The sequence below is a fragment of the Aeromonas sp. s9 genome, from assembly GCF_040907765.1.
Lineage (GTDB): Bacteria > Pseudomonadota > Gammaproteobacteria > Enterobacterales > Aeromonadaceae > Aeromonas > Aeromonas caviae.
In genome coordinates, this window is sequence record NZ_JBFOCK010000048.1 from 128,854 (window position 1) to 141,302 (window position 12,449).

Below are 12,449 nucleotides of genomic sequence, written 5' to 3' on the forward strand. Positions count from 1 at the left end.
GGACTACCTGATTAATTAAATTAAGGGTCTGATTCTAGTCAGCAATTGTGCCACAAAAACACGGACTTACACTAATCCCGGGGGTAGAAGCAGGGAGCATTGGCATCCTTTTCGGACAAGCGCAATGGCACTTCATTCAGCAGAGGCCAATCGATAGCCAGATGGGGGGAATTCCAGCGCAGGGCCCTTTCTCCCGCAGGGTAGTAATAGTCACTGCACCGATAAAGCAGGTCAGCCACGTCACTCAATACATAGAAACCGTGAGCAAAACCAGGCGGAATCCACATCTGGTGGTCATTCTCTTCTGACAGAATTTGGCCAACCCATTGACCATATGACGGTGAGTCAGGGCGCACGTCCACCGCCACATCAAAGATACAGCCCCGAACAACCCTCACCAATTTTCCTTGTGGCTTATCCACTTGGTGATGTAACCCACGTAGCGTGCCTTGCCAGGAGCGAGTGTGATTATCCTGCACCAGGGTGTATGGGCCACATTGGCGTTCAAACTCATTCTGGCGCAGGGTCTCCATGAAGAAACCACGCTCATCCGTACGACGAGTAGGCAGCAACAATTTGACGTCTGGAATCGCAAGAGATTGGTATTTCATAAGCCTTTTCAGATGTTGAATCAGGAGGTTGCGTTGTAGCAAATGGAGGAGAGCTATCACATGCCTCATTCACTCGACAGGGAAATTGCAGGCAACGCTAGCGAATAGAGATAGCCAACAATACGGTGGATGTGGTGGATATTATGGGAGGTGTTCCTCATCCCTGGGATTGGCTTCAGCCTTCAATCTGAGCAACCAATCCATCATCTGTTCCTGCCAAGAGGGCTGAACGATACCAAAGGTGGTGGAGAATAATCCGCAATCGAGCCTGGAGTTCAGAGGCCGGGTAGCTACCTGGGACCCGATTGCCGAAGAAATGGGTTTCACCGGTACGGGTTTAGCCAATAGACCCAACCCATAGGCTGCATGCACCAGATCGGATGCAAAACCATACCAACTCGTTTCTCCCTGGCTACTCAGATGATAGAGGCCTCGCTTGCCAGGAACCATCGACACCTGCTCCAAGGCAGATAGCACCATACGCGCCAACCAATGCACTTGAGTCGGAGCACCCCATTGATCATCTACAACTTGGAGGGGGAGTCCTTCTCTGGCTCGGCCAAGTATGGTGCTCGCAAAATGCCTCCCCTCGCCACCATAAAGCCAGCTGGTACGCACAATCAAATGGTCAGGGCATAAGGCTTGAATAGCTTGTTCACCTGCGTATTTACTGGTGCCGTAAATATTCAGAGGTCTGGGTTCATCCGTCTCTATCCAAGGTTCGGTACCGCTGCCATCGAAGACATAATCGGTCGAGAAATGCACCAAGAAAGCGCCGTATGTCCTTGCCTCTCGTGCAAGAGTTACGACAGCTTCATGATTGATGAGCTCTGCGAGCTGAGTCTTGGTCTGTGCCTCATCGACAGCCGTATATGCTGCACAATTGATAATCACGTCGGGGTGATAGCGGTTCATGGCACCTTTCAAGGAAGCCGCCTTTGTAATGTCACACTCGTCTCTGCCCAAAGCAGCCACGGGCCAATGAGGATAATTCAGAGACAGTGTAGAAAAAAAGGCTCGTCCCAGCTGGCCACGAGCCCCTAGCAACAAGATCTTCATTGCGATTACCGTGCGCCAAAACCGGTCAGAATGGTACGAATGGTCTTGAACACGATGAGCACATCCAGCCAGAGGGAGAAATGCTTGATGTAGTAAAAATCGTGCTCGATCTTGATGCGGGTATCATCGGCATCAGCCGCATAGCCGTGCACGACCTGGGCCCAACCGCTGATCCCGGGCCGCACGATATGACGGTACATGTAGAACGGGATCTCCCGCTCGAACTGATTGACGAACGTGCGCTGCTCCGGTCTTGGACCAATCAGGCTCATGTCCCCTTTAAGGACGTTGAAGAATTGCGGCAGCTCGTCGATGCGCAGCTTGCGGATCACTTTGCCCACCCGGGTGACGCGCATGTCACCGTCCTGGGCAAACTGGGCGCCGGCTTTTTCCGAATCCTTGCACATGCTGCGGAACTTGTAGATGCGAAAATCCTTGTTCCCCTTCCCTACCCGATTTTGCAGGAACATCACGGGGCCCGGACTCTCAAGCTTGATGATGATCGCCGTCACCAGCATCAAGGGGGAAAACACCGGAATCGCGATCAACGCAGCCAGAATATCCATTCCCCGTTTGATGAAGGCATAGATGGGTGACGGCAAGAGGGAGCCAAGCTGGTTCTCATGGAGGTGGTCTATCTTGACACGCCCTGTCAGGGTCTCACTGATCTGCTTGATGTGATAAACGGGGATATGAGCCAAAGCACAACGTGCCAGAAAGCGCTCCCATTCCCCCGCCAACTTCTCATCTCGAAGATCTGCCACTACTGCATCATAACGAACTTCCCCTAGATCAGGTTTATCCAGCAGGCGCCACTGTACACTCTCATGCCTGGTCAGAGGCTGATAATCCCCAAATGGGAGCAAGGCATACTTGGGTGTCCGATAACGACGGCCGATAAAATAAACAAGCCAACAGCAGAGCAACGCCACAACATATGATTCAAACAAAACCTGACGACTGTAAGGTAAACGCAGGAAGAAAAGAATTCCGACCAGCAGACCATAAAGTGCCGTCACTGTTGGGATCATGTAGGCAACAGGGCTTGCACCTGGGTATCTCAGAAAACGATGAAGAACGATGCCTGTGAGTAGGAAGGCAACAAAGGCTCCGGCCAAGGTATTGACTCTTACAGCATCGAGTCCTCCCCAAAAACCCCATCCCCAGCGTTCAATTGCAGGGACGCATACGGCTAGTAAGGCTCCAAACAGAAACAAAGAGGGTGGGCTAAATAATACACGCTCATACCAGCGTGAGTGACGGCGTTGGTAGCTCAATTATTACCTCGGGATTATTCTTATAAAATGAAATTCAACATCGCTCGGAAGCCAGGAGTATAACAATTCTAGAGTGTAGATTGCTTAACACATGTCATCAAGGTTTGCACTACAGCTCTTGTTATATCCCAAGCTACATTACTTGTAAAAACCTCTAGATTAAATTTAAATAGAATGATCTATCCATGAAGAAACAATCACACATTGCATGTTATATGTCAGATGTTAAAGTTACAGAAAACATCAAGCGTTGATTATTATTGTTTATGCTTCTTAATCCCATTAAGGGCATACCAGAAAAAATACCAAGAGGATTTTAGAAAACCTAGCTTGACTACCTCCCTGTAAAATTCCCATTGATATTTTGCAACATTCATTTTGTTTTGAGTCATACCTGAATCAGTTCTATATTTCGCCAAAATATCCGGTAAACCATAGGCTTTACTACATTTTGTAAGAAGAGTTAGCCAAAGCCCCATATCTTGCCTTTTTCTTATTAAGGGCATTCTCTGTTTACCTAAAGCCTCGGCATTATATACGGCAGTAAGACACCCTATTACATTACCATAGAGAAGCTCATTATATGACACAGACTCCGGTGTATTAATTATTTTTCCATCACCAAGATGTGAAAACATCTGGTAAGATGTAAAAGTGAAAAAATAGTTATTCTTTTCCATAAATGAGATTTGCATTTCCAGCTTATTTGTAGACCAAAGATCATCCGCATCTAGAAATGCAATGTATTTTCCACTAGCCCGCTCAATAGATGCATTTCTTGAAAAACCAGCACCTCTATTTTTGTCGTTAACAGCAATGGAAATTCTTGGTTCATCTATTGCCATTTTCTCAATGAGATCCACAGTATTATCTTCAGAGCAGTCATCCGTAATAATTAGCTCCCAATTATCATAGCTTTGATGCGATACACTGTTTATGCTATCAACAACAGTATTGGATGAGTTATACGTTGGCATTATAACTGAAACCAAGGGTTGCGATGTTTTTTTCATAACCTGATTCAACCTCGCCATAGAACGGATTTTAGTGCCGTTTTGATAAAGAAAAACCCAAAGCCAGCTTTGTATGCGATAGCACTTTTTTTCATAACAAATAGAATAAAGAGAAATAGACCGTAGCGAGGAGAGACTCTTACAAACATATTTCTCTTAGCTATTATTTTTTTATCCGTTGAATAAAAGTCAGCCCCTGAAGTAATCGGTGGGTGCGAAGATACTTCAACAGGATAACGCTGGATGGATAATCCATTCCTCAAACAGTCTGACAGGAAAATCATTTCCTCACCTGAAGGATTATCTGTCCCTAACCCAAACTTTTCATCAAACCTAATCTGGTTACTTAAAATGGCGTCCCTATTAAAGCAGATGTCAATTGATGAGGGCTTGGCGATAGTAAAAAAATTTAATTTATGTGACACTTGGGTACTTAGCGTAGTTCTTCCATCTAGGTACCTATGATAATAGGTACCTACATCAGCATTATCTCTCTTCATTCTCTTGATAATGTCTAGAATTTTTTCGATGGAAAAAACGACATCATCATCCATGATCATCACGTATTCACCATTAGCATTTTCTAATGCTATATTCCTGCTAATAGACAAGCCATTGGTATCAGTGGGGATATATGAGACATCATCTCTATTTTTAAATTTATTGACTACATCCAAAAGCGCCTCATGTGGTTTTTGGTGAACAATCACATATTCAACATTTGGGTTGAAGTCCAGCTTTAAATTGCTAACCCTATTAGCATATGTAGAAATTGCTATTGACAAAAAGGCCATATAATCACTTAGAAAGGTTTAATGTTTTAATTAAAATGCTCAGATTGTATCTCGTCATTTTATTAGCATTGATTGATCACTATTATCACCTACTTTATGACATCCCCAATACCTTAGAGCACCAACAGTGTATATTGGCAAAACCAAAAAAAACAAAACATATAAAAAATACTTTTGATATATAATAAACTGTAAAGATTGGTTTATTGGCAATGTTGAGAAAAATATAAGTGAAATTGGCCAGTAAACTATATTGTTCAGCGATGTCAACCATCGAAAGAATATCAGATAGACCAACAATGAGAATAATATGAAAGAAGAGAACAAATACACTCCTGACTCTCCAGAGTATGCCCACATCTCACCAACAACAAATGTGTTAGAGTTGATTACATGTCCGCTATCATTATATATATATGGAACTATCCATTCATCTGGCTTTAATTCTTTTAATCCAAGAAGATGTGAGAATGGTAAATCAGAGAATACTCCTGTAAGCTGGGGTTTATAATACTGCATGATATAGTACATACCTTGCGCTTGACCAAATATACTTCGATCAAGAATTCTGACTAAGGCGTTCCCATCCCCAGACATCATCGTAGAATAAATTAAACCACTAGAAAAAGCGAAGACGATCAAAAAAATGACGATTTTAAATACTGATTTAGATAGCAAAAAATACGTCACTCCCATCATCATAAAGAGCAAGAATAAATGTGCTTTCTGACCATCAAACGTGAGCTGAATTGAAGATATTACAATAATAAGGAATAGTCTCGCTCTAGATGCTTTATTATTGCTTACCAATATCATCGTGGATATTGTTATATAAAAACAGAAGAAATAAAATATTTTCCCGATATAAGGGATATCCACAAAAACATCCCCTTTCTGAATCGAAGCTCTAGATAATGCAGCTTGCGTATAATCACCTATCGCAACATAGTAGAGTGGGGATTGTTGATAAAAAAGTATAAATTTTACCAAGCAGTATATAATAAAAAGTAAAGATAATGGATTGATGATATATACAGCTTCATTAACTTCCGCTTGGTCATGTAACGAAACTCTTTTATTATCTACTGAAAAAAAGTATACGAGCAACCCTGTTAAAATAATAATTACTGAAAACGATGTCATGTAATAAACATTATGTATGACTTCTTTATTGAACCCATCTAGTCTAGCCGATATATCTGGAACAAATACAACCAGCACTGTAGAAAGCCAAGAGGTAAAGAAAATATTAAATGCTATCAATATAGAACAAGACATGCTTTGCTCTTTTCGTTGGAGCATGCTTATCACCAGTATACTAAAAAGCACCCCAACTAGAACTGCTATGATAACCTCACTAACCATTATTTAGTCCTTAGTTGTGAAGTAAGTTACACATAGTAAATTTCAACTGCATTCAATAACAAGCATTGAAAATTAACAACCAATATATATTTTAAACTTCCTCAATTGAAGAGATATAAATCCTGGCTTCAAGAAGTTAATCAAACCAACAATGATATTGGAAATGGCATTGGGAGTATTATTAAAAATCCTGGCTACATACACCATCGCTTTTGGCCATGCTTTTTTTCTTAACTTTAAAATATACTGACTTTTCTTCAGGTCAGGTATTACAACTATGTCATCAATTAATGCCATCTCATTGAAGTAATGTTCATTGATGATTTTTGATCGACTGCTGCTAATGCTATCAGATTTACGGTATTGAACAGTGGTTTTTTTTAAAAATCTAAGCGTGTAACCATGCTTTGTCAGTTTAAGCCATAACGGGTAATCTTCTATTAATCTGAATCGTTCATCTGCGTAGCCTACCGATATCAATGCACTTCTTTTAATAAAGGATGAGGGAGCGATGGGAATACCATTAATTTTCAAATAGTCATACTGAGCTTCAGAAGTCAGATCAAAAAAGTGATGATACGCTGATGATGGCATTAAATGAGAGTTGATCTTATTAGACTGTTCATCAACATAAAAAACTTGCATTAATGAGAAGACAGCACCAACTTCATGGTTTCCTTTATCAAGAACATAGTCAATATTGTCATCGAGACAATTTGGCAAGAGTATATCATCTCCCGCAATAGTTTTTATCCATTCTGAAGTAGATGCAGTCCATGCAACATTGATATTCTTTGAAACACCACCATTTTTTTTGTTTTCGAAAAAGACAACTCTGTTAAAACTAGACTCATGTAGTGTCAACCAGTCATGAATAACTGCCACAGTATTATCTGGTGATGCATCATCGGAAATTATCAATTCAATATTTTCCGCACCATACGTTTGACTATAGATACTGTCTAATGTTTCAGTAACAGTATTTGCTGAATTGTAAGTTATAACAGCAACAGATATTGTTTTTTTCATGGCTATATATTTAGTCTCGGTGATGATAATTAATGCAATTCACTTGGATATTTTTCTTACATTGAAAAAAACAAAAATAAAATATATGCAATAATTAATTAGATATGCCATAGGTGCTCCCTCAACCCCTATAACACTGATAAGCGAATACGATAAAGCCACAAGTGTCATTGAGGATAATATTTCGCTCGTAATAAAAATTCTGGTAGCACCACGGGACAACATGGGATATGCGTACAACCAGCTGGCGATCTTCATTATGTCACCACACAACTGAATGGCAAATAAATCACGTGCAGCACTGAACTCTGCAGTGAAAAGAAGCCAAATAGCTATATCACGTAACAAATAAACTAACAATGCCATCACTGCTACAGCAGGGATTACAACCCGAGCAGTTCTATGAATTTCATCGACAATGGCATCAACACCAACTAAAGATGACAAACGTGGAAGGTAATATGTACTTAGAGCCATCGTGATAACACCAAGATAAACTTCAGATATTTTCCACACTGCTTGCCAATACCCAGCAGCCTCCCATCCAACTGATTTGATTAAAATTGTCCTGACCAAGATGAGTGATATTGGAAATGTTAAAGCACTGGTGATCGCCATCAGCATATATCCACCAATTGATTTCCTTGCCTCAACACTTGTCCCCCCCCACCAATACTGTACTCGAAACCAGGCTTGATGGAAGTTCGCGATCAACATAACCAACCCTATCAGTCCGGCTTGTACTGCCGCTGCAAATAAGGCACCTCGGATATCCGCCATCACAATCATCATCAACATCACACTACTGGATATGACTACCGATAACATACCCAGTAAAACATAGCGACGATAAAGTTGCTGACCGTTTATAACTGAATTACAAAGTGTGCCTACAGCAGATAAAGGCAAAACACACACAGTAGCCATCACAACCCAAGCCAGTTTCGTATCTTGGAACAGCCAGTTAGCAATATGCTCAGCCAATAACAGTCCACTAGGGATGAGTAGAGCAGAAATGACTAAAACCCACTGCAGTGATGCTCGCCACCAAGGTGCACAAGACTCAAAACCCTGCTGTTTATTTTCAGCGGTATAACGTACTACACCACTACCAACAGGAGCATTAATAATTCCATTGAGGCTGCCCACCAGACTTTGTACTTGGCCTAACATAGCCATACCAGTAGGGCCTGTATATATAGCGACAACTTTTGCAATAACAAAACCCATCGCCATTTTGAGCAATGTTAAAAGCCCTGTCATGGCAGTCACTTTTAGCAAGCGTCTCATGCTGTAAAGCCATTTACCGCATCTATCACCTGTGTCACTGCCTCATCGCTCATGGTAGGATCCATAGGCAAGGAAAGTACTTGCTGATGAATGCGTTCTGTCACTGGCAATAGGTAATCCCGATACTGTGGATATGCTTGTTGCTTATGAGGAGGTATTGGATAGTGGATCAGAGTTTGGATTTTTTGTTCCAATAACCACTGCTGAAGCTTCTCGCGTACATCGCAGCGTACAACGAATAAATGCCACACATGTGCACCTTCATTTTCCACATTAGGTAATTTCACTAAAGGGTTTTTAATTCTTGTACGATAAGATTGAGCGATATTCTGACGACGAGCAGTCTCCTTTTCCAGATAAGGTAGTTTCACGCGCATCATAGCAGCCTGAATTTCATCTAACCGACTATTGACTCCTTGATACAAGTTTTCATACTTTTTATGTGAACCATAATTGCGCAGTGCACTGATTGTCTGTGCCAATTCATCATCATTGGTTGTCACAGCACCGGCGTCTCCTAAAGCACCTAGATTTTTACCTGGATAGAAGCTGAAACCTGCAGCATCTCCCCAGTTACCAGCACGCTTTCCATGAATTTCAGCTCCGTGCGCTTGGGCACAGTCTTCCAACACTAATAAATTAAACTCCGTAGCAATTGTCATCAGTTCTGGCATAGGAGATAGCTGGCCGTACAGGTGTACAGGTAGTATAACTTTAGTTCTAGGTGTGATAGCCTCTCTCACTTGGGCTGGATCCAGATTAAAAGTTTCTGGATTGGGTTCGACTAAAACAGGAACCAAGTCGTTCTCAGTTATTGCTAAAATGGAAGCAATATATGTATTTGCTTGTACTATAACCTCATCGCCACCTTGTAACTTACCAAGTTCTTTCCATGCTCTCAGTACTAGATTAAGAGCATCTAGTCCATTTGCTACACCAATCGTATGCTTGGTTCCACAATAGTGAGAGAATTCTTTTTCAAATTGAGCAAGCTCATGCCCCATAATATACCATCCAGAATCAATGACTCTGGCACAGGCATCTTTCAGTTCATTTTTATACTGATTATTTATAGCTTTCAAATCGAGGAAGTTAATCATTTTTCCATCTCAACATAACGAATTATTTTAGCTGGATTTCCAGCGACAACAGCATAATCTGGTACATCTTTGGTGACAACGGCACCAGCGCCTACCATTGCATATTTTCCGATGGTGATACCAGGTAATATAGTTGCGTTGGCACCTAACGATGCGCCACATTTTATTATCATTTTAGGAAATTGTACTGGGTAAATTTTAGAGCGAGGATGTTTGTCATTTGTAAATGCAACACAGGGACCAATGAAAACGTCATCCTCAATTGTGATACCATCCCAGACATACACACCAGATTTGATCGTGACACGATCACCTATTGTGACGTCCCCCTCAATCAAAGTATGTGCACATATATTACATTCCTTACCAATTTTTGCGCCTTGCAATACAACCGAGTACTGCCAAATACGAGTGTCATCACCTATATTATTTGACATCACGTCGCTAAGATGATGAATAAACATTTATATTTCTCCTAGCTAGGCACAAGAAATCTTCATAGTTTCTTATATAGTCAGATTCATCATATTCTTGATCAGCCAATACCATCAGGACACAATCTTCAGAAAAATCATGCATCTCACGCCACATAAAAGACTCTATTAACAACCCTTTTGTCGGTCTATCAAGAATAACTTCTGATCTAACCATTCCATCATCAAGGACAAAACGGCAAGATCCAGACACCGCAATAGCAAGCTGTTTTAGTGCTTTATGGGCATGATATCCACGAGATATGCCTTTTACTGTATTGAAAATATAATAAACCCGTTTTATTTCGAAAGGGATATTCTTATTTCCTTCCAATGATAGCAAAGAACCTCGCTCATCACCGAGCATTGGAAACTCAATTAGTTTAATAAGGTTCATTTTAATTCCTTATCAAATCTAGTAGATATTGACCATAGCTATTTTTAGCCATGCGTTCTGCTGTAACAGCCACTTCATTTCTACTTAACCAATTATTTCGCAATGCAATTTCTTCAAGACATGCAATCTTGAAACCCTGTCTAGTTTCAATCGTTGCCACAAAATTCGATGCTTCGAGTAAACTTTCATGTGTTCCACTGTCAAGCCAGGCAAAACCTCGCCCCAATAACTCTACATTCAGCTGTCCCTGCTCCAAATACACTTGGTTAATACTAGTTATCTCTAGCTCTCCTCGTTTGGACGGTTTTACTTGCTTGGCAATGCTGACTACTTGACTGTCGTAAAAATAGAGTCCAGTTACAGCAAAGTGCGACTTAGGTTGTGTTGGCTTTTCTTCAATAGAAAGAACACTTTGCTTATCATCAAATTCAACGATTCCAAATCGTTCTGGATCTTGAACTTTATAGCCAAACACTGTTGCACCTTTTTCCCTTTTGGCAGCCTCACGTAACATCGGTGAGAATCCTTGCCCCCAAAACATATTATCCCCCAGGATCAAGCATACCGAATCATTTCCAATAAACTTCTCACCGATAATAAATGCTTGTGCAAGCCCATCTGGGCTTGGTTGTACGGCATATTCCAGTTCAATGCCAAATTGACTACCATCGCCTAAAAGACGTTGAAAGCTAGCCTGATCTTCTGGAGTGGTAATAATAAGTACATCCCTAATGCCTGCCAGCATCAATACAGACAAGGGGTAGTAAATCATAGGTTTATCATAAACTGGCAAAAGCTGTTTTGAGACGCCCATGGTAATTGGATAAAGACGTGTGCCAGAGCCGCCGGCAAGAATAATACCTTTCACTATTTTCTATCCCCATATTGTTGAACTATCCACGTTTGGTAGGCTCCGCTCTTGACATTATTTACCCATTGCTGATTTTCCAGATACCACTGCACAGTTTTTCGAATACCAGACTCGAAAGTCTCTTGAGGTTGCCAGTTCAGCTCAATGCTCATTTTGCGGGCATCGATGGCATAACGACGATCGTGGCCGGGGCGATCCACCACATAAGTGATTTGCTCACGATAGGAGCCCGTTTTCGGTACCATTTCATCGAGCAGGTCACAAATGGTATGCACGACTTCCAAGTTTTGCTTTTCGTTGTGACCACCGATGTTGTAGGTCTCCCCTACCACTCCCGCGGTCACTACCCTGTAGAGCGCACGCGCATGGTCTTCCACATAGAGCCAATCACGAATTTGGTCACCCTTGCCATAAACTGGCAGTGGCTTGCCATCCAGCGCATTGAGGATCACCAACGGGATCAGCTTCTCGGGGAAGTGGTACGGGCCGTAGTTGTTAGAGCAGTTGGTGACGATGGTGGGCAGGCCGTAGGTGCGGCGCCAAGCGCGCACTAGATGGTCACTTGAAGCTTTGGAGGCTGAATAGGGGCTGCTTGGGGCGTAAGGCGTGGTTTCGATAAACAGTGGCAGCTCAGTACCTGCAGCGACTTCATCCGGATGGGGCAGATCGCCATACACCTCGTCAGTAGAGATATGATGGAAGCGAAAAGCAGACTTGCGCATCTCGTCCAGGCCGTTCCAATAGGCGCGAGCCCCTTCGAGCAACATATAAGTACCGACGATATTGGTTTCGATAAAGTCGGCCGGGCCGGTGATGGAGCGATCAACGTGACTCTCGGCGGCCAAGTGCATCACGGCATCGGGTTGATGGGTAGCAAACACCCGATCCAGTTCGGAGCGGTTGCAGATATCCACTTGCTCAAACACATAGCGATCGCTAGCAGAGACAGCGACCAAGGATTCCAGGTTGCCCGCATAGGTTAGCTTGTCGAGGTTGATCACTGAGTCTTGGGTATGTTGGATAATATGGCGAACAACGGCTGAACCGATAAAGCCGGCACCGCCTGTCACAAGGATCTTCATTCAAGGGTTCCCGATTTCAAGGTAACGAAATTGCAAGATATTAATTTGATATTTGCGTTCAAGCATTATCACTACAAGTTTTGCTTAA

General features: G+C 42.2%; 13 protein-coding genes. All 13 read right to left on the minus strand.

Going from position 1 to position 12,449, the window contains the following annotated elements; all coding sequences use genetic code 11:
* Window positions 1-71: 71 nt before the first annotated feature.
* Entirely contained in the window at window positions 72-611 is a 540-nt protein-coding gene (gene rfbC / locus AB5Y54_RS10125) for a dTDP-4-dehydrorhamnose 3,5-epimerase (protein ID WP_109112239.1), read from the minus strand.
* A gap of 141 nt (window positions 612-752) precedes the next feature.
* Window positions 753-1,670 (minus strand): dTDP-4-dehydrorhamnose reductase, encoded by a 918-nt coding sequence (rfbD, locus tag AB5Y54_RS10130; protein WP_216987220.1) that lies wholly within the window; start codon window positions 1,668-1,670, stop codon window positions 753-755.
* 5 nt (window positions 1,671-1,675) lie between these two features.
* Entirely contained in the window at window positions 1,676-2,947 is a 1,272-nt protein-coding gene (locus AB5Y54_RS10135; RefSeq protein WP_368153618.1) for a sugar transferase, read from the minus strand.
* A gap of 257 nt (window positions 2,948-3,204) precedes the next feature.
* The gene (locus tag AB5Y54_RS10140) at window positions 3,205-3,960 is read right to left on the minus strand and encodes a glycosyltransferase family 2 protein (protein WP_368153621.1); all 756 of its coding nucleotides are present in this window, start codon (window positions 3,958-3,960) and stop codon (window positions 3,205-3,207) included.
* A gap of 8 nt (window positions 3,961-3,968) precedes the next feature.
* Window positions 3,969-4,754 (minus strand): glycosyltransferase, encoded by a 786-nt coding sequence (locus tag AB5Y54_RS10145; protein WP_109112233.1) that lies wholly within the window; start codon window positions 4,752-4,754, stop codon window positions 3,969-3,971.
* 54 nt (window positions 4,755-4,808) lie between these two features.
* Window positions 4,809-6,119 carry a hypothetical protein gene (locus AB5Y54_RS10150; RefSeq protein ID WP_162540547.1) on the minus strand — a complete coding sequence of 437 codons (1,311 nt, stop codon included), beginning with the start codon at window positions 6,117-6,119 and terminating at the stop codon, window positions 4,809-4,811.
* A 72-nt stretch (window positions 6,120-6,191) separates the two neighbouring features.
* On the minus strand, window positions 6,192-7,148 hold the full coding sequence (locus AB5Y54_RS10155) for a glycosyltransferase family 2 protein (RefSeq protein WP_368153625.1): 957 nt from the start codon (window positions 7,146-7,148) through the stop codon (window positions 6,192-6,194).
* Between the two features lie 39 nt (window positions 7,149-7,187).
* On the minus strand, window positions 7,188-8,438 hold the full coding sequence (locus AB5Y54_RS10160) for an O-antigen translocase (RefSeq protein WP_323935316.1): 1,251 nt from the start codon (window positions 8,436-8,438) through the stop codon (window positions 7,188-7,190).
* Window positions 8,435-9,538, minus strand: coding sequence for a DegT/DnrJ/EryC1/StrS family aminotransferase (locus AB5Y54_RS10165; RefSeq protein WP_323935315.1), 1,104 nt, complete (start codon window positions 9,536-9,538; stop codon window positions 8,435-8,437). The genes AB5Y54_RS10160 and AB5Y54_RS10165 overlap by 4 nt, the downstream gene beginning before the upstream one ends.
* Window positions 9,535-10,002, minus strand: a complete 468-nt coding sequence (locus tag AB5Y54_RS10170; protein WP_323935313.1) for an acyltransferase — start codon at window positions 10,000-10,002, stop codon at window positions 9,535-9,537. Before AB5Y54_RS10170 ends, AB5Y54_RS10165 begins: the two co-directional genes overlap by 4 nt.
* Window positions 9,983-10,408 carry an FdtA/QdtA family cupin domain-containing protein gene (locus tag AB5Y54_RS10175; RefSeq protein WP_368153630.1) on the minus strand — a complete coding sequence of 142 codons (426 nt, stop codon included), beginning with the start codon at window positions 10,406-10,408 and terminating at the stop codon, window positions 9,983-9,985. Before AB5Y54_RS10175 ends, AB5Y54_RS10170 begins: the two co-directional genes overlap by 20 nt.
* Window position 10,409: 1 nt before the next feature.
* Window positions 10,410-11,276, minus strand: a complete 867-nt coding sequence (rfbA, locus tag AB5Y54_RS10180; protein ID WP_109112227.1) for a glucose-1-phosphate thymidylyltransferase RfbA — start codon at window positions 11,274-11,276, stop codon at window positions 10,410-10,412.
* Window positions 11,276-12,361: a dTDP-glucose 4,6-dehydratase gene (rfbB, locus tag AB5Y54_RS10185; protein ID WP_109112226.1), complete on the minus strand. Its 1,086-nt coding sequence runs from the start codon at window positions 12,359-12,361 to the stop codon at window positions 11,276-11,278. The genes rfbA and rfbB overlap by 1 nt, the downstream gene beginning before the upstream one ends.
* Between the last annotated feature and the right edge of the window lie 88 nt (window positions 12,362-12,449).